Source organism: Tianweitania aestuarii (assembly GCF_018457165.1).
Taxonomy (GTDB): domain Bacteria; phylum Pseudomonadota; class Alphaproteobacteria; order Rhizobiales; family Rhizobiaceae; genus Tianweitania; species Tianweitania aestuarii.
Genome location: NZ_JAFMNX010000001.1, coordinates 1,623,243 through 1,642,506, shown reverse-complemented (window position 1 = coordinate 1,642,506; position 19,264 = coordinate 1,623,243). Strand labels below are relative to the sequence as shown.

The 19,264-nt window shown below is 62.4% G+C and carries 20 protein-coding genes; 13 read left to right on the top strand and 7 right to left on the bottom strand.

Going from position 1 to position 19,264, the window contains the following annotated elements; genetic code table 11:
* Window positions 1–279: 279 nt before the first annotated feature.
* A complete protein-coding gene (locus JYU29_RS08070) occupies window positions 280–2,136 on the bottom strand; it encodes a PHA/PHB synthase family protein (protein WP_213984143.1) in 1,857 nt (618 codons plus the stop codon).
* Between the two features lie 102 nt (window positions 2,137–2,238).
* Between JYU29_RS08070 and JYU29_RS08065 the strand changes: the two genes are divergently transcribed.
* The 5 genes from JYU29_RS08065 (at window position 2,239) to recJ (ending at window position 8,361) form a co-directional block, all read left to right on the top strand.
* A complete protein-coding gene (locus JYU29_RS08065; protein WP_213984142.1) occupies window positions 2,239–2,748 on the top strand; it encodes a hypothetical protein in 510 nt (169 codons plus the stop codon).
* Between the two features lie 86 nt (window positions 2,749–2,834).
* Window positions 2,835–4,055, top strand: coding sequence for an LL-diaminopimelate aminotransferase (locus tag JYU29_RS08060; RefSeq protein WP_213984141.1), 1,221 nt, complete (start codon window positions 2,835–2,837; stop codon window positions 4,053–4,055).
* 30 nt (window positions 4,056–4,085) lie between these two features.
* On the top strand, window positions 4,086–5,399 hold the full coding sequence (locus tag JYU29_RS08055) for a homoserine dehydrogenase (RefSeq protein ID WP_213984140.1): 1,314 nt from the start codon (window positions 4,086–4,088) through the stop codon (window positions 5,397–5,399).
* 148 nt (window positions 5,400–5,547) lie between these two features.
* Window positions 5,548–6,519 (top strand): class II fructose-bisphosphatase, encoded by a 972-nt coding sequence (gene glpX, locus JYU29_RS08050; RefSeq protein WP_213984139.1) that lies wholly within the window; start codon window positions 5,548–5,550, stop codon window positions 6,517–6,519.
* Window positions 6,520–6,555: 36 nt separating this feature from the next.
* Window positions 6,556–8,361, top strand: coding sequence for a single-stranded-DNA-specific exonuclease RecJ (gene recJ / locus JYU29_RS08045; protein WP_213984329.1), 1,806 nt, complete (start codon window positions 6,556–6,558; stop codon window positions 8,359–8,361).
* Here recJ and JYU29_RS08040 read toward each other — a convergent pair.
* The 3 genes from JYU29_RS08040 to folE are packed head-to-tail and all read right to left on the bottom strand — an operon-like array spanning window position 8,351 to window position 10,385.
* Window positions 8,351–9,277 carry a patatin-like phospholipase family protein gene (locus tag JYU29_RS08040; protein WP_213984138.1) on the bottom strand — a complete coding sequence of 309 codons (927 nt, stop codon included), beginning with the start codon at window positions 9,275–9,277 and terminating at the stop codon, window positions 8,351–8,353. The genes recJ and JYU29_RS08040 overlap by 11 nt on opposite strands.
* Window positions 9,278–9,337: 60 nt before the next feature.
* Window positions 9,338–9,757, bottom strand: coding sequence for a phosphoribosyl-AMP cyclohydrolase (gene hisI, locus JYU29_RS08035; protein WP_213984137.1), 420 nt, complete (start codon window positions 9,755–9,757; stop codon window positions 9,338–9,340).
* Window position 9,758: 1 nt separating this feature from the next.
* Complete coding sequence (gene folE / locus JYU29_RS08030; protein WP_213984136.1) at window positions 9,759–10,385, bottom strand: GTP cyclohydrolase I FolE; 627 nt, start codon at window positions 10,383–10,385, stop codon at window positions 9,759–9,761.
* A 238-nt stretch (window positions 10,386–10,623) separates the two neighbouring features.
* On the opposite strand from folE, the gene JYU29_RS08025 reads away from it, so the two are divergent.
* From JYU29_RS08025 to thrS, 5 genes are all read left to right on the top strand, one after another.
* On the top strand, window positions 10,624–11,070 hold the full coding sequence (locus JYU29_RS08025; RefSeq protein ID WP_213984135.1) for an iron-sulfur cluster assembly scaffold protein: 447 nt from the start codon (window positions 10,624–10,626) through the stop codon (window positions 11,068–11,070).
* A gap of 11 nt (window positions 11,071–11,081) precedes the next feature.
* Window positions 11,082–11,372 carry a nucleotidyltransferase family protein gene (locus JYU29_RS08020; RefSeq protein WP_213984134.1) on the top strand — a complete coding sequence of 97 codons (291 nt, stop codon included), beginning with the start codon at window positions 11,082–11,084 and terminating at the stop codon, window positions 11,370–11,372.
* On the top strand, window positions 11,369–11,746 hold the full coding sequence (locus JYU29_RS08015; RefSeq protein ID WP_213984133.1) for a HepT-like ribonuclease domain-containing protein: 378 nt from the start codon (window positions 11,369–11,371) through the stop codon (window positions 11,744–11,746). The genes JYU29_RS08020 and JYU29_RS08015 overlap by 4 nt, the downstream gene beginning before the upstream one ends.
* Window positions 11,724–12,062: a membrane protein insertion efficiency factor YidD gene (gene yidD / locus JYU29_RS08010; protein ID WP_213984132.1), complete on the top strand. Its 339-nt coding sequence runs from the start codon at window positions 11,724–11,726 to the stop codon at window positions 12,060–12,062. The genes JYU29_RS08015 and yidD overlap by 23 nt, the downstream gene beginning before the upstream one ends.
* A gap of 100 nt (window positions 12,063–12,162) precedes the next feature.
* On the top strand, window positions 12,163–14,127 hold the full coding sequence (thrS, locus tag JYU29_RS08005; RefSeq protein ID WP_431192830.1) for a threonine--tRNA ligase: 1,965 nt from the start codon (window positions 12,163–12,165) through the stop codon (window positions 14,125–14,127).
* Window positions 14,128–14,247: 120 nt separating this feature from the next.
* Here the strand turns inward: thrS and JYU29_RS08000 are convergent, their stop codons facing one another.
* Window positions 14,248–15,330 (bottom strand): hypothetical protein, encoded by a 1,083-nt coding sequence (locus JYU29_RS08000; protein ID WP_250157213.1) that lies wholly within the window; start codon window positions 15,328–15,330, stop codon window positions 14,248–14,250.
* Window positions 15,331–15,530: 200 nt separating this feature from the next.
* Here JYU29_RS08000 and JYU29_RS07995 point away from each other — a divergent pair, with 200 nt between their 5' ends.
* A complete protein-coding gene (locus tag JYU29_RS07995; RefSeq protein ID WP_213984130.1) occupies window positions 15,531–16,112 on the top strand; it encodes a nitroreductase family protein in 582 nt (193 codons plus the stop codon).
* Window positions 16,113–16,115: 3 nt separating this feature from the next.
* Window positions 16,116–16,730 (top strand): flavin reductase family protein, encoded by a 615-nt coding sequence (locus JYU29_RS07990; RefSeq protein ID WP_213984129.1) that lies wholly within the window; start codon window positions 16,116–16,118, stop codon window positions 16,728–16,730.
* On the opposite strand, the gene JYU29_RS07985 is transcribed toward JYU29_RS07990, so the two are convergent.
* Both JYU29_RS07985 and JYU29_RS07980 read right to left on the bottom strand, forming a co-directional pair.
* Window positions 16,727–17,599, bottom strand: a complete 873-nt coding sequence (locus JYU29_RS07985) for an HpcH/HpaI aldolase/citrate lyase family protein (protein ID WP_213984128.1) — start codon at window positions 17,597–17,599, stop codon at window positions 16,727–16,729. The two genes, JYU29_RS07990 and JYU29_RS07985, sit on opposite strands and share 4 nt — an antisense overlap.
* Before the next feature lie 3 nt (window positions 17,600–17,602).
* The gene (locus tag JYU29_RS07980; protein WP_213984127.1) at window positions 17,603–18,058 is read right to left on the bottom strand and encodes a MaoC family dehydratase; all 456 of its coding nucleotides are present in this window, start codon (window positions 18,056–18,058) and stop codon (window positions 17,603–17,605) included.
* Window positions 18,059–18,140: 82 nt separating this feature from the next.
* Here JYU29_RS07980 and JYU29_RS07975 point away from each other — a divergent pair, with 82 nt between their 5' ends.
* Window positions 18,141–19,262 (top strand): DUF2336 domain-containing protein, encoded by a 1,122-nt coding sequence (locus JYU29_RS07975; protein ID WP_213984327.1) that lies wholly within the window; start codon window positions 18,141–18,143, stop codon window positions 19,260–19,262.
* Window positions 19,263–19,264 lie beyond the last annotated feature (2 nt).

Here is a 19,264-nt window from a genome sequence, read left to right as displayed (position 1 = left end):
AAGTGTGGGATCGCTTGATGTGGCGCTGCATGACGCCATCAAAACGGAAAATAGAAGTGCCGAGACACAACGAATTGGAAGAACAGCCGCGCGTGGCGTCTTAGCTGTCAAAGCGGATTCCTTTCGGTCGATTCCGGCCCGGCATCGGCATGCCCCTGAGACTAACAGCCGATTCCCCTCTCCAGAAGAACCAACCTTGGAAACAACTCCGATCATTCGGCTATTCACGAAATAAGGCGAGATCATGGTTCAGCAAGGTGAGATGATGCTGAAGTTCGATCAATCTTTACCATGAACGTAAGTACCTGGTGCTGCACCTAAGATGGGCGTGCTTGTGCCAGGCTTGCGAGCGGCGACCCGGGCATCGTCGCGCTGCTCGATCCAGGCATGCCAATGCGGCCACCACGAGCCCGCATGCGGCTCGGCACGGGCGACCCAGTCGTCGAAAGCGCCCGCCGGTTTGTCGCCGGTCCAGAACTGGTATTTGTTGGCGGCAGGCGGGTTGACGACGCCCGCGATATGTCCCGAACCCGCCATGACATAATCAACCGGTCCGCCGAAGAACTGCGAGCCTTCGAATACGGAGCGGGCCGGCGCGATGTGGTCTTCGCGCGTCGCCAGATTGTAAACGGGAATGGTGATGTCCTGCAGCGACAGCGTTCGGCCGTTCAGCTTCATCTCGCCGCGCGACAGCCGGTTATCGAGGTAGCAGTTGCGCAAATAAAAGGAATGGTTCGCCGCCGTCATGCGCGTCGAGTCCGAATTCCAATAGAGCAGGTCGAAGGGCAGGGGCTCCTTGCCGCGCAGATAGTTGTTGACGACGTAGGGCCAGATCAGGTCGCCGGCGCGCAGCATGTTGAAGGCGGTCGCCATTTTTGTGCCATCGAGGAAGCCGCGCGCGTTCATCGCGGCTTCAACGGCCATGATCTGCTCGGGATCGACGAAGACCTTGAGGTCTCCTGCATGGGTGAAATCGACCTGCGTGGTGAAGAAGGTGGCCGACCGGATGCGGTTGTCGCCTTCCTGCGCCTGCTGAGCGAGGGCTGCGGCCAGCAGCGTTCCGCCGACGCAATAGCCGATCGCATTCACCTCGCGCTCCCCGGTCGCCTGTTCCACCTGGTCCAGGCCGAGCTGAATGCCGTCGCGGATATAATCCTCCCAGCCAAGCTCGGCGTGGCGCTCGTCCGGATTGACCCAGGAGATCACGAACACCGTATGCCCTTGGCCAATCGCCCAGCGGATGAACGACTTCTGCGGGTTGAGGTCGAGGATGTAGAACTTGTTGATCCAGGGCGGCACGATCAGCAGCGGGCGCTTCAGCACCGTGTCGGTGGAGGGCGCGTACTGGATGATTTCGGCCAGATCGTTGCGCGCGATCACGCTGCCTTCGGTGGTCGCGATGTTTTCGCCGACGCGGAACTGCTTGGCATCGGATTGCCGCAGCTTCAATTCGCCCCTGCCGGCCGCAATGTCTTCGGCCAGCATGCGCATGCCGCGCACCAGGTTCTCGCCGTTGGACGCCACCGTTTCACGGAACAGCTCCGGGTTGGTCAGAACGAAGTTCGACGGCGAAATCGCGCTGGCGATCTGCTTGACGTAGAAGTTGGCCTTCTGTCGCGTTGCCGGATCGAGATCGGCTGCCTGATCCACGAGGTCGGCTGCCCAGCGCGACAGGATGAAATAGGCCTGCTTCAGAAAGTCGAAGAAGGCGTGCCGGCTCCAGTCCGGATCCTGGAAGCGCTTGTCCCTTTCGTCGAGCGGCACGATGTCGGGCGTCGCAGCGTCGTTCAGCTTTTGCAGCGAGTTCGCCCAGATCCCCATGAAGCCGGCGAAAAGCTTCGTCTGTGCTTCAAAGGCGCGCGACGGCTCGGCCAGCCAATATTCCGTTACTTTGGAAAAGGTGCGCACCATGTCAGACATCGGTTCGCCCGAGGCAGGCGGCAGTTCGCCACGCTCGCGCGGACCGGCCCAGGCGGCAGCGGCCTTGCCGGCTTCCTCGATCATGCGCGCGAGATTGAGCGCGAAATGTTCCGGGTTCTTGATGAGAAACGGGTCAACGGAAGCCTGGTCGAAAGGCTTGAACCCGGCTGCACCGCCAGTGTTCTCCGTTTCGCTTCGTTCCGGCCTTTCCGTCATGAGGGCGTGCTCCTCCCGAGCGTCTTCTTGACACATTATCATGGGACGACCATAGCGGTCCAACCAGACCTTGCCCCTGTTAAGGGTGGATGGGGAGATTTCATGACCGTCGGCCGTTCTTTCGCATCCGCTCGTTCCGCTTCCACGGTTTCCATCGCCGTTGCCGCACTGGCGACGCTCGTTCTTGCCGGTTGCACGACCGGCGACGTGACGAATGCGATGGCGCCGGTTGCCCAGCCTGCCGCCTTGCCGCAACCCGGCTCCGCCACGCTTGCGCCGTCGAACACGCAGGATGCGGCGCAGCAAAGGGCTGCACAGGAAGCACGGGCCCGCCGCGCTTCCGTTACCGCGGACTCTGCATCGCAGGTCACCAGCGTTCAGAACACGGGCGCCTTTCCGAACCTGAACCGTCGTCCGACCGCTGCGGCCGCACAGCTTTCGCCGGAAGAAAGCGCCGCCCTGCTTGCCGATCTGCGTTCCACGCAAGGGCGCATGAGCCGCACCAACGCGGCTGCGGCGCGCAGCGTGCCGACGCCCGACGAGCTTCGCCGCATCGGCGCGACCCATGGCAACAACACGCTGCAGGCCATCTCGGCGGAAGCCGCCCAGTAACCTTCCCGCCGCCGTCTTTCCTCGACCCAGCGGTGGATTCGGTATAGAGCCGAAGACATCGCGTTCCTTCGTTTGCGAGATCTACCATGGAAGAGTTCCACAAGGTCCGGCGGCTGCCGCCTTATGTTTTCGAGCAGGTCAACCGACTGAAGGCGGACGCGCGCGCCAAGGGCATCGACATCATCGATCTCGGCATGGGCAATCCCGATCTCCCGACGCCGCAGGCGATCGTCGATAAGCTGGTGGATACGGTGCGCGATCCGCGCACGCATCGCTATTCCTCGTCGCGGGGCATTCCCGGCCTGCGTCGCGCCCAGGCGAACTATTACGCCCGCCGTTTCGGCGTGAAGCTGAACCCGGACACGCAGGTCGTCGCAACGCTTGGCTCGAAGGAAGGCTTCGCCAACATGGCGCAGGCGATCACTGCGCCGGGCGATGTCGTGATCTGCCCGAACCCGACCTATCCGATCCATGCCTTCGGCTTCATCATGTCGGGCGGCGTGATCCGCTCGATCCAGGCGGAGCCCGATGCGAGCTTCATTCCGGCGCTGGAACGCGCGGTGAAGCATTCGATCCCTAAGCCGATCGCGCTGATCCTCAACTATCCGTCGAACCCGACCGCGCATGTCGCGACGCTCGACTTCTACAAGGATGTCGTTGATTTCGCGAAGAAGAACGACCTGATCCTGCTTTCCGATCTGGCCTATGCCGAGATCTTCTTCGACGACACGCCGCCGCCGTCCATCCTGCAGGTGCCGGGTGCGATCGACGTGGCCGTCGAGTTCACCTCGATGTCGAAGACGTTCTCGATGCCGGGCTGGCGCATGGGCTTTGCCGTCGGCAACGAGCGGCTGATTTCGGCTTTGACGCGGGTGAAGTCTTATCTCGATTACGGTGCCTTCACGCCGATCCAGGTCGCGGCCAGTGCCGCGCTGAACGGCGATGGCTCGGACATCGAGGAAGTGCGCTCCATCTATCGCAAGCGTCGTGACGTGATGGTGGAATCCTTCGGTCGCGCCGGCTTCAACGTTCCGCCGCCCGCTGCCACGATGTTTGCTTGGGCGCCGATCCCCGAGCAGTACCGCGCCATGGGTTCGCTGGAATTCTCCAAGCTCCTGATCGAGCATGCCGATGTGGCGGTGGCGCCGGGCATCGGTTTCGGCGAACATGGTGACGATTATGTGCGCTTGGCGCTCGTGGAAAACGAACACCGCATCCGTCAGGCTGCCCGCAACATCAAGCGCTTCCTGCAGGCGAGCGCCGAAGGCCGTTTCGACAATGTGATACCGCTCAGCGCTCGCCGCTGAGCCCCTCTTTTTGGTTTAGGACGTTTTGACATGACGGAAGCATTGCGCGTCGGCATCGCTGGCCTTGGAACTGTGGGTGCCTCGGTTATGCGGGTGCTTTCGGATAAGGCTGCGGAGCTGCAGCGCCAGTGCGGCCGTCCGATCAGCGTGACGGCCGTTTCGGCCCGCAGCAAAGGCCGCGATCGCGGCGTCGATCTGTCCGGTGCCCAATGGTTCGACGATCCGGTCGCGCTGGCCAAGACCGCCGACATCGACGTCTTCGTGGAGCTGATGGGCGGCGACGAGGGGCCGGCGCGCGACGCGATCAAGGCCGCACTCGAGGCCGGCCGCCATGTCGTGACCGCCAACAAGGCGCTTCTAGCGAAGCATGGCGTGAACCTCGCGGAAGCGGCCGAGAAGAAGGGCGTCCTGCTCAACTACGAAGCGGCGGTCGCTGGCGGCATTCCTGTGATCAAGACCATGCGCGAAGCGCTGGCCGGCAACAGCGTGTCGCGCGTGTTCGGCATCATGAACGGCACCTGCAACTACATCCTGACCCGCATGGAAGCCGAAGGCCTGTCGTTCGAGGATTGTCTGGCCGATGCACAGCGCCTTGGCTATGCCGAAGCCGATCCGACCTTCGACATCGAGGGTAACGATACCGCGCACAAGCTGTCGATCCTGACGAGCCTTGCCTTCGGAACCAAGATCGCCTCCGAGGACATCTATCTCGAAGGCATCAGCAATATCAGCCAGGCCGATATTCGCGCTGCCGCCAGCCTCGGTTATCGCATCAAGCTGCTCGGCGTTGCCGTGCGCACCGATAGCGGCATCGAACAGCGCGTCCATCCGACCATGGTGCCGACCCAGTCGGTGATCGCGCAGGTGCATGGCGTCACCAATGCAGTGGCGATCCAGAGCGACATTTTGGGCGATCTTCTGCTGGTTGGTCCCGGCGCCGGCGGCAATGCCACGGCATCGGCCGTGATCGGCGACATTGCCGACATCGCCAAGAGCCAGCCCGGCTTCCAGCACGGACCGGTGTTCGGCCGTCCCGCCAAGGAGCTCAAGCCCTACAAGAAGGCGAAGATGCGCTCGCATGCCGGCGGCTATTTCATCCGCCTGACCGTGCATGATCGCACCGGCGTTTTCGCAGCCATCGCCAAGCGTATGGCCGACGCCGATATTTCGCTGGAATCGATCGTGCAGCAGGCCGACAGCGGTCTCGACAGTGATGTGAAGACGGTGGTTCTGGTGACGCATGAAACCACGGAAGCGGCGGTGCGCCGCGCCGTCGACGGCATTACCAAAGACGGACACCTCACCGACAAGGCGCAGGTGATCCGCATCGAGCGCGCCGAATAAAAAGCCAATCGGCTCAATCGATTAATACTGCATCGCCGCCGCGAAGCGTCCGCTGTCGTCTTGCAGCGGACACAGGGCTGCGCCAAAAGGAAGCCTGACAGCTGCGGTCGGATGGAACCGCACTCAGCTCCTTTGGGAACTCCGCACGATGGCAAAATTCGCCGGCCTCGACCGCATCCTCACTCTGGAACTCGTTCGCGTCACCGAGCGCGCCGCCGTGGCCGCTGCCCGTTTGCGGGGGCGCGGCGATGAAAAGGCTGCCGATCAGGTCGCCGTCGACGCCATGCGCTCCGAGCTCAACCGTCTGCCGATCAAGGGCACGGTGGTGATTGGCGAGGGCGAGCGCGACGAAGCGCCAATGCTTTATATCGGCGAGGAAGTCGGCACGAAGGAAGGTCCGGAAGTCGACATCGCGCTCGACCCGCTCGAAGGCACGACAATTTGCGCCAAGAACCTGCCCAATTCGCTGGCCGTCATCGCCATCGCTGAACGCGGCAGTCTGCTTTATGCGCCCGACGTTTACATGGACAAGATCGCGGTCGGACCCGGCTACCCCCAAGGGATCATCAACATCGATGCGCCGGCGGTCGAGAACATCGAGGCCGTTGCCAGGGCCAAGGGCGTGCCGGTTCATGAAATCACCGCCTGCATTCTCGATCGCCCGCGCCATGCGCGTTTGATCGAAGCGGTGCGCGCAACCGGCGCTTCCATCCGCCTGATCGGCGACGGAGATGTGGCGAGCGTGATCCACACCACCGATCCCGATGAAACCGGCATCGACATCTATCTCGGTTCGGGCGGTGCGCCGGAGGGCGTTCTGGCGGCGGCAGCGTTGCGCTGCATCGGCGGACAGATGCAGGCGCGTTTGTTGTTGAACTCAGAGGAAAAGGTCGCCCGCGCTGCGACGATGGGCATTTCCGATCCGCAGAAGGTCTATCACACGGAAGACATGGCGCGCGGCGACGTGCTGTTCGCAGCAACCGGCGTGACGGACGGCAACCTCCTGTCCGGCGTCAAGTTCGGTCGCGATTCCATCCAGACCCACACGATCGTCATGCGCTCTTCGTCCGGCACGGTACGCGAAATCAAGGCGCGACATCAGGACCTCGACAAATTCTGATCGTGAACGCCTGCGAGGTCTTATATGAACGCGATGATGGACTCGTTGCGTAAAACTCCCAACCGCAGGCACTTTCTGGACGTTCGCCGTTCGATCAACGGCTTGGCCTGGGAACACCGGCTGAACGAAAGGCAAGAAAATCTGGCGCTTGCGATCGCGCAGGGCCATGGGGTGCCGGATCTCGTTGCGCGCGTTCTCGCCGGTCGCGGGGTTACGGCCGAAACCGCGCTCAGCTTCCTTGATCCAACGATCCGCGCCTTGCTGCCCGATCCGGCAAGCTTCACCGACATGGAGCCAGCCGCCGAGCGCATCGCACACGCGATTGAACGGGGCGAACGCGTTGCGATCTTTGGCGACTACGATGTGGACGGCGCGTCGTCCTCGGCGCTGATGAAGCGCTTCCTCGACCATTTCAACATTCCGTCCGAAATCTACATTCCGGACCGCATCTTCGAGGGCTATGGCCCCAATCCCGATGCCATGCGCGAGCTCGTCAGTCGCGGCGCCAAGCTGATCGTCACCGTCGATTGCGGCACCAACAGCGCGCCTTCGATCGAAGCGGCCAATGAAGCCGGCGCGGATGTCGTCGTGCTCGACCACCACCAGGTCGGCGGCGAACTGCCAGCCGGAACGCCGGTGGTGAACCCGAACCGCGAGGACGATCTGTCGGGGCAGGGCCATCTTTGCGCTGCCGGCGTCGTGTTCGTCACGCTGGTGCAGGTCGCCAAGCTTCTGCGTGCCCGCGGCAAGACACCGCCCAATCTCCTCGACATGCTCGACCTCGTGGCGCTCGCCACGATCTGCGATGTGGTGCCGCTGATCGGCGTCAACCGCGCCTTTGTCGCCAAGGGCCTGATCGTCGCGCGGCAGAACCAGAGCTCCGGCCTGTCGATCCTGGCGCGCGTTTCGCGCATCGGCGAACCGCTCAACGTCTTTCATCTCGGCTTTCTGATCGGCCCACGCATCAATGCCGGCGGTCGCATCGGCGATGCCGCGCTCGGCAGCCGGCTGCTGTCCACCGGGGATCCGGTGGAGGCGCAGAAGATCGCCGAAACGCTCGATCGTTTGAACGCCGAACGTCAGGCCATGGAACAGGAGATGCTCGCCCAAGCGCGCGCCGAGGCCGATGCCGAGCTGATCGGCGGCCAGGGTCCGGCCGTTCTGGTGACCGCGAGCGACAAGTGGCATCCGGGCATCGTGGGCCTGATCGCCGCACGCTTGAAGGAACATGCAAGACGGCCGAGTTTCGCCATCCATTTTCATCCGAATGGCGTTGGATCGGGTTCCGGAAGGTCCATTCCGGGCTTCGACATAGGCAAACTGGTCCGCGAAGCGGTCGATTCAGGCATCCTGGTGAAGGGCGGCGGCCACGCGATGGCAGCCGGTTTGACGCTGGAGCGCGCCAAGCTCGGCGAATTGCGGGCCTTCTTCGAAGAGCGCGCCAGCGACGTTCATAGCTTGCGCGCCGACGAAACGCTTGCCGTGGATGGCGCGCTTTCAGCCGAAGGCGCGAACTTCACCATGCTGGATGCGCTTGAAAAGGTTGGGCCTTTCGGTGCCGGCCATGCCAATCCCGTTGTCGTCCTGCCGCGCCATCGCATCGCCGATGTGCGTGAGGTCGGCAATGGCGGACATCTGCGCGTTCAGGTCCGCTCGCAAAGCGGCGGTCAGCTGTCCGGCATGGCCTTCCGCGTTGCGGAAAGCGATCTCGGCATCTTCCTGAAGCGCAGCATCGGCAAGACCATCCATCTAGCCGGTTCTCTGTCAGCCAATTACTGGAACGGCAGCCGCAGCGTTCAATTCCGCATCATGGATGCGGCAGAACCCTCGCTCAAACCATGACACTTTGCAGGCGCAGCAACTCGGTTGCCTGAGCTTTGGCGGTCTCGTAGCCGATCCGGATCGCCTCGTCGGCGCGGTGGAATTCCGACAATCCGATGTGGCCGAGCTTCGGCTGCAAGGAGAGATCCGGCGGATCTCCGGCCAAGCGGGAGCGCGACAGCCGATCCTGAATGATGTTGAACGCTTCAACCATCACGCCGGTGACGCCCAGGCGCGACTCGCGTCCGGTCGGCGGTGTCGCCGCATGCTGCGGACGCGGCGCATCGCGTGCGATCACCAGTTCACCCGCGCTGTGCTTGATCACGGCGGCGCGGCCAAACAGGTCGTAATGCAGGTTCACACCCACCACGAGCGGCTGCTCATAAGCACGGCAGACCGAGACCGGGACGGGATTGACCAGCGCGCCATCCACCAGCACGCGGCCATTGCACGGCACCGGCTCGAACACGCCGGGCAGGGCATAGGATGCCCGCATCGCCGTCACCAGCGAGCCATCGTTGAGCCAGATCTCATGTCCGGTTCGGATTTCGGCCGCAACACACACGAACGGCTTGGTCAGGTCCTTGAACGTCTTGCCGGCGAGATGTTCCTGCAGCCGCGCATCGAGCTTCATGCCGCCGAACAGGCCGTTGCCGCCCAGCCGGAGATCAAGAAGGCCGAAGATGCGGCGTTTGGTCAGGCTGCGCGCGAAGGCTTCCAGCTCGTCCAGCTTGCCGGCGAGATAGCAGCCGCCAACCAGCGCGCCGATCGAGGTGCCGGCGATCATGCCAACCGCAATGCCAGCCTCATCCAGCGCCCGCAGGACGCCGATATGTGCCCACCCACGTGCAGCACCGCCGCCAAGCGCCAGGGCGATGCCTTGCCGCTTCGGGGAAGGAACCTGGATCAGGGCAGCGGGAGGAACGATTTGGTCCATGATCCCACGATTATGCGCAAGCCGTCATGAACATTGCATGAAAACGCTTCGGAGGTGCGGTCAGCCTTCGGTCGAAAAGCGGAGACGCACGCCACGCTCATCGCGGTCTATCGTTCGATAGAAGCAGCTTCGACGATCGGTGTGGCAGGTCAGCCCGTCGCCATCCACCGTCACCCGCAGCCAGAGCGCGTCCTGATCGCAATCGACGCGGATTTCCTTGATCTGCTGCGTGTTGCCGGAGGTCTCGCCCTTTTTCCAAAGCTGATTGCGTGACCGTGACCAGTAATGGGCAATGCCTGTGTCGAGCGTCAGCTGAAGCGCCTGCGGGTTCATATGGGCCACCATCAGAAGGTGGTCGTCACGCGCATCGGTCACAACCGCCGTAACCAAGCCATCGCTGTTGAAGCGCGGCGATAACACCGCGCCTTCTTCCAGTTCGTTCTTGTCGCGGGGTGGGGCGGGAAAAACGGGACCGCTCATCTCAAGCCTTGGTGCTGGTACGCAGCAGGGTCATGAAGCGGATCTGGTCTTCCGGGCTGTCGGCGAACACACCCGTGAAGGTCGATGTCAGCGTGGTCGCGCCCTGCTTGCGGATGCCGCGCATGGCCATGCACATATGCTCGGCTTCCACGATCACCGCGACGCCCTTCGGCTTCAGGATATCCTGGATCGTATTGGCCACCTGTGCGGTCATGGCTTCCTGCGTTTGCAGGCGATGCGCAAAAATATCGACCACGCGCGCCAGTTTCGATAGGCCGACGACCCTGCCTTCCGGCAGATAGCCGACATGGGCACGGCCGATGATCGGCACCATGTGGTGTTCGCAATGCGAGTGGAACAGGATGTCCCGCTCGATCACCATGTCCTTGTAGCCTTCGACCTCCTCGAAGGTGCGGCCGAGCTCTTCGGCCGGATCCTTGTTGTAGCCGTCGAACATCTCCTTATACGCCTTGGCGACGCGCATCGGCGTGTCGAGCAGGCCTTCGCGCTCGGGATTGTCGCCGGTCCAAAGCAGGAGCGTGCGGATCGCTGCTTCGACTTCAGCCTGTGTCGGGCGCTTGAGGTCGCTCGAAGAGCGGATGGGAAGGGATTTCAGAACGGCGTCCATAAGGCGTCTCCCGTAGTCCCTTTCGCGGAAGGGACGAGTTAAACGGATAACTGCCCGAGTTCGGTTATGCGGGAGCAAACACTCCGGCCGAATGCGGCGGTTTGGGTTCGAAAAGCAGCTGATGTCTCTTGTGCTTGCCGCTTTATGAACCGTGCTCCTATATATGGAGGGCCGAACGCGAAAGGAAGGCGTTCGCGCGGCAAACCATGCTCAAGCTGCGCCGCTGCGGAGAAACAACATGATCGATGCAGTCTACAACGAGAAAATCCTGGGTTTCGCCGGCAATATCGGCCGAACGGGTCGCCTTGCCGCGCCGCATGCGACGGCAAAGGCGCATTCGAAACTCTGCGGCTCCACAGTGCTTGTCGACCTTTGCATGGACAATGGCGTCGTTACCGACTTTGCCCATGACGTGAAGGCCTGCGCGCTCGGTCAGGCCTCCTCGGCCATCATGGCGCAGCATGTTGTCGGCTCGACAGCCGAAGAGCTGCGCGTCCTGCGCCAATCCATGCACGCCATGCTGAAGGACAACGGCAGGCCGCCGGAAGGGCGCTTCGAAGATCTGAAATATCTGGAGCCTGTGCGCGACTACAAAGCCCGCCACGCCTCCACCATGCTCACCTTCGATGCCGTTGTCGACGCGATCGACCAGATCGAACGCGCTGAAGCCGGCAAGGCCGCCTGAGGAACCCCGCAATGCGTCCCTCCGAAGCGCTGGCGAAGCATCGGGATCAGGTTCTGGCGATCCTGGCCAAATATCCGGTGAGCAACCCGCGGGTGTTCGGGTCAGTCGCGCGCGGCGAGGACACGGAAGCGAGCGATCTGGATATCGTGGTTTCAGTGGGCGGGGTCATGACTTTGTTCGACATGGCCCAACTCGGCCAGGATCTTGCCGACAAAGTCGGTGCACCTGTGGATGTTCACTCCGAGAAAGATTTTTCCGAGCGCGTCTTCCGCCGTCTTGAGCGATCCTTCAAGCCACTATGAGTGACGGTTTCTTACCAGAAGGACTGGTAGATCGTTTGGTCGGCTTGCACGAAGCCTGCCTGCGCGTTGAGCGTGTCACACAAGAAATGACGTACCAGACCCTGAGCACTGGCGAGATCGAGCAACTCGCACTGTCAAAGGCGATCGAACTCGTCGGTGAGGTATCAAACGGCATTGTGCGGAAGTACCCTGAGTTCGCGGATAGTGCCGACCAACTGAAATTGCGGAAGGCAGTCGGTATCCGCCATATTCTCGTACACGGTTACGAGACCATTTCGCACAAGACGCTGTGGGAAACAGCCACGATGAGCATTCCAGAAATGCGCAGCCAATTAGAGCCGATCCTGATCGATGCCGGCGAGCAGATCCCGTAACTTCTCCGCCCCTTGGCGCCGCACGCCCGGCCGTTTGTTCGGCACCGGCTTTGTGCGCCTTTATCAGCTGACCCTGTCGGGCTTTGTTGGCCATGGCTGCCGGCATTATCCGACCTGTTCGGAATATGCCTATGAAGCCATTGCGCGGCATGGCCTTTGGTCGGGCGGCTGGTTGTCCCTGTTTCGCGTGGTGCGCTGCGGTCCGGGCGGTACGCATGGCATTGATGTTGTGCCGGATGACCTCGGATCGCGCGCCTCTCCATGGACGCCGTGGCGCCTTTGGCGGTTCGGACGCAAGCCGCGCGGGACCGACTAGGCTTTACGCATCCGCTTTCGCCCGCTACATGCGCGCTGCGCCCTGACATGGCGCGCGACCACCCGCGTTCGTATGCGGGACTGGATAGATGGAGAACAGCATGTCCCAGGTTTCCCTTACATTCCCCGACGGCTCCGTGCGCGACTACGACGCTGCGGCGACCGGTGCCGCCTTGGCCGAGTCGATCTCGAAGTCGCTTGCCAAGAAGGCCGTCGCCTATGCCGTCGATGGCACGGTGCGCGATCTCAGCGAACCGCTCGGCTCGTCCGGCAAGATCGAGATCCTGACGCGTGATGATCCACGCGCGCTGGAACTGATCCGCCATGATACCGCGCACGTGCTCGCGGAAGCGGTGCAGGAGCTTTGGCCCGATACGCAGGTGACGATCGGACCGGTGATCGAAAACGGCTTCTATTACGATTTCGCCCGCAAGGAGCCTTTCACGCCCGATGACTTCCCGGTCATCGAGAAGAAGATGCGAGAGATCATCCAGCGCAACAAGCCGTTCACGCGCGAAGTTTGGGATCGTGCCCGCGCCAAGCAGGTCTTTGTCGACAAGGGCGAGGCCTACAAGGTCGAGCTGATTGACGCGATCCCTGAAGGCCAAGACCTCAAGATCTATTATCAGGGCGACTGGTTCGATCTCTGCCGCGGGCCGCACATGGCGTCCACGGGCCAGATCGGCACGGCCTTCAAACTGATGAAGGTCGCCGGTGCTTATTGGCGCGGTGATTCCAACAACCCGATGCTGACGCGCATCTACGGCACGGCTTGGGCGACGCAGGAACAGCTCGACCATTATCTGCATGTGCTGGAAGAAGCCGAAAAGCGCGATCATCGCCGCTTGGGCCGCGAGATGGACCTGTTCCACTTCCAGGAAGAAGGTCCCGGCGTTGTTTTCTGGCACGCCAAGGGCTGGAAGATGTTCCAGAACCTCGTCAGCTATATGCGCCGCCGTTTGGAAGGCGAGTATCAGGAGGTGAACGCGCCGCAGGTGCTCGATCACAGTCTGTGGGAGACCTCCGGCCATTGGGGCTGGTATCGCGACAACATGTTCCAGGTCACGGTCGCGGCTGAAGAAACCGAGGACGAACGCGTCTTCGCCCTCAAGCCGATGAACTGCCCCGGCCATGTGATGATCTTCAAGCACGGCTTGAAGTCCTATCGTGAACTCCCGATCCGGCTTGCGGAATTCGGCGCGGTGCATCGCTACGAGCCATCCGGCGCGCTGCACGGTCTGATGCGCGTGCGCGGCTTCACGCAAGATGACGCACACATCTTCTGCACCGACGAGCAGATGGCGGAAGAGTGCCTGGCGATCAACGACCTGATCCTGTCCGTTTATAAGGATTTCGGCTTCGAAAGCATCACGATCAAGCTCTCGACGCGGCCTGAAAAGCGCGTCGGTTCTGATGCGCTTTGGGATCGCGCCGAAAGCGTGATGATGGATGTGCTCAAGACGATCGAGGCGCAGTCGCCCGAGATCAAGACCGGCATTCTGCCGGGTGAGGGCGCGTTCTATGGACCGAAGTTCGAATACACGCTGAAGGACGCGATCGGCCGCGAATGGCAGTGCGGCACCACGCAGGTCGACTTCAACCTGCCGGAACGCTTCGGCGCCTTCTATATCGGCTCGGATTCCGAGAAGAAGCAGCCGGTGATGATCCATCGCGCGATCTGTGGTTCAATGGAGCGCTTTCTCGGCATCCTGATCGAGAACTTCGCCGGCCATATGCCGCTGTGGTTCGCGCCGGTGCAGGTGGTTGTCGCCACGATCACCTCCGAAGCCGACGATTACGCCCGCGAAGTGCAGAAGGTGCTGAAGAAGGCTGGTCTTCTGACCGAGCTCGATCTGCGCAACGAGAAGATCAACTACAAGGTGCGCGAGCACAGTCTGGCCAAGGTGCCGGTGATCCTCGTTTGCGGTAAGCGCGAAGCCGAAGAGCGGGCGGTGAACATCCGCCGTCTCGGTTCGCGCGATCAGTCGGCGATGTCGCTGGATGAAGCGCTGGCCATGCTGGTTGCCGAAGCCACACCGCCCGACCTCGCACGTCTGGCGGACTAAGGGTCGTCCGACCATCACGCAGGCTTCATAAGCCTGTCCCGGCTGCTGGGCATGAAAGGATCATGCGCAGCAGCCTCGTTACGCTGTTGGCTGTGTCTGTGCTACGCCGTTAAGGCGTGCTTACTCGGTCGCTTCGGCAGGACTTGCCGGCTGGCCTTCGGTGGCCAGCACTTCCACATCCTGATTGCGGCCGGCGACAACCGTGAAGTCGCGGCTGTAGATGCGATCGCGGTTGCGTGCCACGGCCGTATAGGTGCCTTCTGCCAGCACCATCGAAGCGAAGGCGCCGACATTTTCCTGCACGATATCGCCGGAACCGGTGACCACCGACCAAGCCGTGTCGGCAATGGCCTCGCCACCGACTTCGCGCACCAGCTTCATCGTCATCTGCGCCGCCTTGTGCTCGACCGTCGCTTCGGTCAGCTGGCCGCTTTCGACGCGGATGTCCGAGCGGATCACGGCATTCACCGTGCCGTAGGTGGAAACCACGTGATAGGTGCCGGCGTTCAGCCGCACGACGGTGCCCGGGCTGACATCGGGAATGATCAGCGCCCGCTCGCCAGTGGCATCCGAATGGCTGTCGAAGATCGAAAAGCGCAGCTTGTCCGAGGGAATACGCATGCCGCCCGACAACACGGCATCGAGCTTCAAACCGCCCGCATCGAGCACCAGATTTTCGCGCTTCGGCTCGCGGGTCACGGTGATGCGCTTGGTCACGCCTGCGCGGCCGTAGGCTGCGTGAACGAGGTAGCTGCCGGGTTCCAGCTGAAACACGCTCGTGCCGCCTTGTGCCGAAGCAACCATCGGCAGCTTGCCGTCCGCATCGGCGTCGGGCCGAAACACCCGCCACACCAGACCGCGGGGGATTTCCTTGGCGTTCTCGGTCAGCTGCGCTTCCAACGTGATCTCGCCGAGATCACCGGTCGCCAACGGCGTCTGCTGGTTTGCAGGCGCATAATTGTTGATGCCCGGCAGCTTCACATCGGGAAGCACCGCTGCGGGTTCTTCGCCGCCGAATCCTGGCGTGGCCAGCGGCGCGTCGGGAAAGCCATCGGCATCTGAGGGATCTGCAACGGCGTCCGACGCTCCGAACAAAGGTCGACGACCGCTATGACCTTCCGATGGCACGCCGGGGTCGCCGTCGATCTGAGCGCCGCCCGGTTCACCAAGCCCGCCACCTTGCTGCGCAAAGGCGTTGCTCATGACCATAGCCACAAGGGCAACGCCCAGGGTTGTGGAACGCAGTGCTGTTTTCATCATGTCACGACGGTTTGACCCTGATCACCGACCTGCTTTGGACATTGGCGCGGTGGCAATTTCAAGACGATTCCCCTACAGCATGGCCCAGACATTTTGCGGCTGAGGCACGCAGCTCACCTCCCATCGCTTCAGGAGATTTTTTCATGTCTTCCGACATCATCGACTTTCTGTCTACCCGCAAGTCCATTCCGATCAAAGACCTCGCGGAGCCCGCTCCGTCCGACGCCGAGCTCGAAACCATCCTGCGGATCGCCTCGCGCGTGCCAGACCACGGCCGGCTCGCGCCCTGGCGCTTCATTCTGTATCGCGGCCAGGCGCGTGTGGACGTTGGCGAAAAACTGGCGGACCTGGCGGAGCAGCTGGAAGGCCCGCTTGAAGAAGGGCGCCGCAAGCAGGAGCTCAGCCGATTCTCCCGCGCGCCGCTGGTGATCGGCGTCGTGTCGGTGCCCAAGCCGCATCCGAGGATCCCCGATTGGGAGAAGTTCCTGTCTGGCGGTGCTGCGGCGATGAACCTGATTCTGGCAGCCAATGGCCTGGGCTATGCCGCGAACTGGATTTCCAACTGGTATTCCGATCATCCGGAAGGGCGTCGCCTGCTCGGGCTGAAGTCGGACGAGCGCGTCGTCGGCTTCATCCATATCGGCACCTATAAAGGGGAGCTGTCCGATCGCCCGCGGCCAGCCCTCGACGAGATCGTCAGTGATTACGCGGGACCTGCGGAGTAAATCATGTTTTATGAACCTGCCAACGGCCACGGTCTGCCGCATGATCCGTTCAAGGCGATCGTCGCGCCACGGCCGATCGGCTGGATTTCCACGAAGTCGTCCGATGGTCAGGTGAACCTGGCGCCATATTCCTTCTTCAACGCGCTGTCCGGCAATCCTCCGCTGATCTGGTTTTCGTCGGAAGGCGCCAAAGACAGTTCGAGCTTTGCGGAAGACAGCGGTGAGTTCGTCGCCAATCTCGTCAGCCGCGATCTCGTGGAAGCCATGAACCGCAGCTCGGTCGATGCGCCGCGCGGAACCAATGAGTTCGACTATGCCGGCCTGACGATGGCGCCATCCCGGTTCGTCGGTGCGCCGCGCGTGGCGGAAGCGCATGCCGCTCTGGAATGCAAGGTCACGGAAATCTTCCGGCCGAAGACGCTGGATGGCACGATCACCAATTCGCATGTGGTGATCGGTCAGGTGGTCGGCGTTTATCTGGACGATGCCTATCTGACCGATGGCTTGTTCGACATCGTGAAGGCCGGCAGCACGGCACGGCTGGGCTACATGGACTATGCCAGCGTCACCGAAACCTTTGCGCTGCGCCGGCCGCGCTGGGAAGACGATCGCGCTTAACCTGCCGATCCGGCGCGCGCCAGCAGTCGCTGCGCGCGCTTGAGATGCGGACGGTCGAACATCTTGCCGTCGATCCCGACAACACCGGGATTTCCGGCCGCGGCAAAGGCATCGACGATCGCCTGCGCCCGTTCGATTGCCTGCGTATCCGGCGTGAATGCCGCGTTGATCACCGGCACCTGTGCGGGGTGGATCGCCATCTTGCCCGTAAAGCCATCACGAGCGGCTTCGAAGCATTCGCGCCGCAAACCGTCTTCATCGCGAAAATTTACGAAAACCGTATCGAGCGGTGCTGCCTCTGTTGCGGAGGCTGCAAGCACGGTAAGGGCGCGGGCCAGCCGAAACACGTCGGTCAACTCGCCATCGTCCGTGCGCGTCCGTTCCGCGCCGATCTCGGCCGACAGATCTTCCGCACCCCAGGTCAGAGCCGCGAGACGCGGATGGCGCTGCTGCCAGGTGGACGCCGCGAGCACCGCTGCCGGCGTTTCCGTGATCAGCGCGATGATCTTCGTGCTGCCATCAGCCAGATCATGCTCGGCTTCATGCACGCGCAGCTTCGTGGAAAGATGATCGACGTCGCTGCTGGCGGCGGCTTTCGGCAAAAGAATGCCGACGGGCGCGCTTCCCATCACCGCTTCGAGATCATCGTCGATCAGCCCTGAACGCAGATCGTTGGTGCGAACATAAAGCTGCGGCCCGTTCGCGTTGCGGTTGGAAAGAAGGAACTCCGCCGTCAGTTTGCGTGCGGCGTCCTTGTTGGCGAGGCTGACGCTGTCTTCCAGGTCGATCAGGAGCACATCGGCTCCGGACGCAAACCCCTTTTCCAGCTTGCGGGCAGAATCGCCCGGCACAAACAACAGCGAGCGCATCGATCAGGCTTTCGGCGTCTTGAGCATCATGGCCTGCCGCGTGCAACGCGCCACCAGCACGCCGTCCTGGTTGAAGGCGCGATGCTCGAACTCGACGATGCCGCGATCAGGCTTCGAGCGCGACTCACGCACCGACTTGATCTCGGTTTCGCAGCGGATAGTGTCGCCGTGAAAAACGGGATGCGGGAACTCGGTATCCGTCATGCCAAGATTGCCGATCGTGGTGCCGAGCGTCGTGTCGTGAACGGAAATGCCGATCATCAGGCCGAGCGTGAACAGCGAGTTGACCAGCGGGCGGCCCCACTCGCTCTTGGCGGCGAAGTCGAAATCGATATGCAGCGGCTGCGGGTTGAGCGTCATGACCGAGAACAGCATGTTGTCGCTTTCGGTCACGCTCTTCGTCAGCGTATGGCGGATCACCGCGCCCACTTCGAACTGTTCGAGATAAAGCCCAGCCATTCCACGCCTCCCGCATTTATGGTGAACCGTTCGTAAACACTTTTCACCATAAGGTTCAAGCGTGGAAGGTCGGGGCGAAAGCATGGTTGTCGTGGCGCATTTCTTGAGGTGGATCGACACCGCGCGCGTTTGCGAACGCGCCGCTGCCGCTGCCGCCTTGTCGCGCGCTTATATCGATGGAACCCTGGAGTTCGAGGATCGCTGTGCAGCCGAAGCGGCTCTCACGCTGCTTCTTGACGATCCCTCATCCAAGGTGCGCCTCGCCATGGCCGAAGCCCTGTCGATGAGCCGCAAGGCACCGCCACAGATCATCGCCGCTCTGGCTGGCGACCAGATCGAAGTCGCGTCGCTCGTTCTCGGCCGCTCCCCGTTGTTGACGGAAGCCGATCTGATCGACCGCTTCGCGGTTGCGCCGACGCCGGTGCAATGCGTGGTTGCGCGCCGTGCCTGGGTCGGCATCAGCCTTGCCGCAGCCATCGCAGAGGTCGGCGAAGTGGAAGCCTGTGTGGCGCTTCTGGAAAATTCCGGCGCCGACATCGCCGCTGTGAGCTTTCGGCGCATGATCGAGCGGTTCGGTGATCGTGCCGATCTGCGCGAAGCCATGCTGAACCTGGCGGAGCTGCCATCCGACTGCCGCCATCTGCTTCTTGTTCAACTCGGAGAAACGCTGGGACGCTCGCCGTTTCTCCTTGGCATCATGGGCGAGGCGAGGGCGGCCCGCATGGCGCGCGAAGCCTGCACGAAGGCGTCGCTCACCCTAATTGATCGCACCGGGAGCAACGAGCATCCGGCCTTGATCGAGCATCTGCGTCTGCGCGGTGAGCTCACCACCGGCTTTCTTCTCCGCGCCGTTGCCGCCGGCAAGATCGACTTCTTCGGCGCAGCGCTCGTTGCGCTGACGGGCCAAAGCGAGCGGCATGTCGGCGCGCTTTTGGCACGCGGCCGCGATGTGGCGCTTGGTGCCCTGATGCGCTCGGCCGGTTTGCCGGAGAACCTTCAGCCCGTGATCATCAGCGCGCTGTCTCTTTGGCGTGAGGTCGCCAACGGCAAACGCGTTGCCGGAACGCAGGAAGTGACCTGGGCAATGCTGCAGGCGCTGAAGGATGATCCGAGCGGCGAAGTCGCCAGCCTCATTCGCCGCATCCACCTCGAAGCCCTGCGCGAAAACGCCCGCCATCATGCACGGGCAATCGCGGCGGCTTGAAC

Coding starts and splice junctions, on each gene's coding strand:
- JYU29_RS08070 (WP_213984143.1), bottom strand. CDS start 2,136: ATGACGGAAAGGCCGGAACGAAGCGAAACGGAGAACACTGGCGGTGCA.
- JYU29_RS08065 (WP_213984142.1), top strand. CDS start 2,239: ATGACCGTCGGCCGTTCTTTCGCATCCGCTCGTTCCGCTTCCACGGTT.
- JYU29_RS08060 (WP_213984141.1), top strand. CDS start 2,835: ATGGAAGAGTTCCACAAGGTCCGGCGGCTGCCGCCTTATGTTTTCGAG.
- JYU29_RS08055 (WP_213984140.1), top strand. CDS start 4,086: ATGACGGAAGCATTGCGCGTCGGCATCGCTGGCCTTGGAACTGTGGGT.
- glpX (WP_213984139.1), top strand. CDS start 5,548: ATGGCAAAATTCGCCGGCCTCGACCGCATCCTCACTCTGGAACTCGTT.
- recJ (WP_213984329.1), top strand. CDS start 6,556: ATGGACTCGTTGCGTAAAACTCCCAACCGCAGGCACTTTCTGGACGTT.
- JYU29_RS08040 (WP_213984138.1), bottom strand. CDS start 9,277: ATGGACCAAATCGTTCCTCCCGCTGCCCTGATCCAGGTTCCTTCCCCG.
- hisI (WP_213984137.1), bottom strand. CDS start 9,757: ATGAGCGGTCCCGTTTTTCCCGCCCCACCCCGCGACAAGAACGAACTG.
- folE (WP_213984136.1), bottom strand. CDS start 10,385: ATGGACGCCGTTCTGAAATCCCTTCCCATCCGCTCTTCGAGCGACCTC.
- JYU29_RS08025 (WP_213984135.1), top strand. CDS start 10,624: ATGATCGATGCAGTCTACAACGAGAAAATCCTGGGTTTCGCCGGCAAT.
- JYU29_RS08020 (WP_213984134.1), top strand. CDS start 11,082: ATGCGTCCCTCCGAAGCGCTGGCGAAGCATCGGGATCAGGTTCTGGCG.
- JYU29_RS08015 (WP_213984133.1), top strand. CDS start 11,369: ATGAGTGACGGTTTCTTACCAGAAGGACTGGTAGATCGTTTGGTCGGC.
- yidD (WP_213984132.1), top strand. CDS start 11,724: ATGCCGGCGAGCAGATCCCGTAACTTCTCCGCCCCTTGGCGCCGCACG.
- thrS (WP_431192830.1), top strand. CDS start 12,163: ATGTCCCAGGTTTCCCTTACATTCCCCGACGGCTCCGTGCGCGACTAC.
- JYU29_RS08000 (WP_250157213.1), bottom strand. CDS start 15,330: ATGAGCAACGCCTTTGCGCAGCAAGGTGGCGGGCTTGGTGAACCGGGC.
- JYU29_RS07995 (WP_213984130.1), top strand. CDS start 15,531: ATGTCTTCCGACATCATCGACTTTCTGTCTACCCGCAAGTCCATTCCG.
- JYU29_RS07990 (WP_213984129.1), top strand. CDS start 16,116: ATGTTTTATGAACCTGCCAACGGCCACGGTCTGCCGCATGATCCGTTC.
- JYU29_RS07985 (WP_213984128.1), bottom strand. CDS start 17,599: ATGCGCTCGCTGTTGTTTGTGCCGGGCGATTCTGCCCGCAAGCTGGAA.
- JYU29_RS07980 (WP_213984127.1), bottom strand. CDS start 18,058: ATGGCTGGGCTTTATCTCGAACAGTTCGAAGTGGGCGCGGTGATCCGC.
- JYU29_RS07975 (WP_213984327.1), top strand. CDS start 18,141: ATGGTTGTCGTGGCGCATTTCTTGAGGTGGATCGACACCGCGCGCGTT.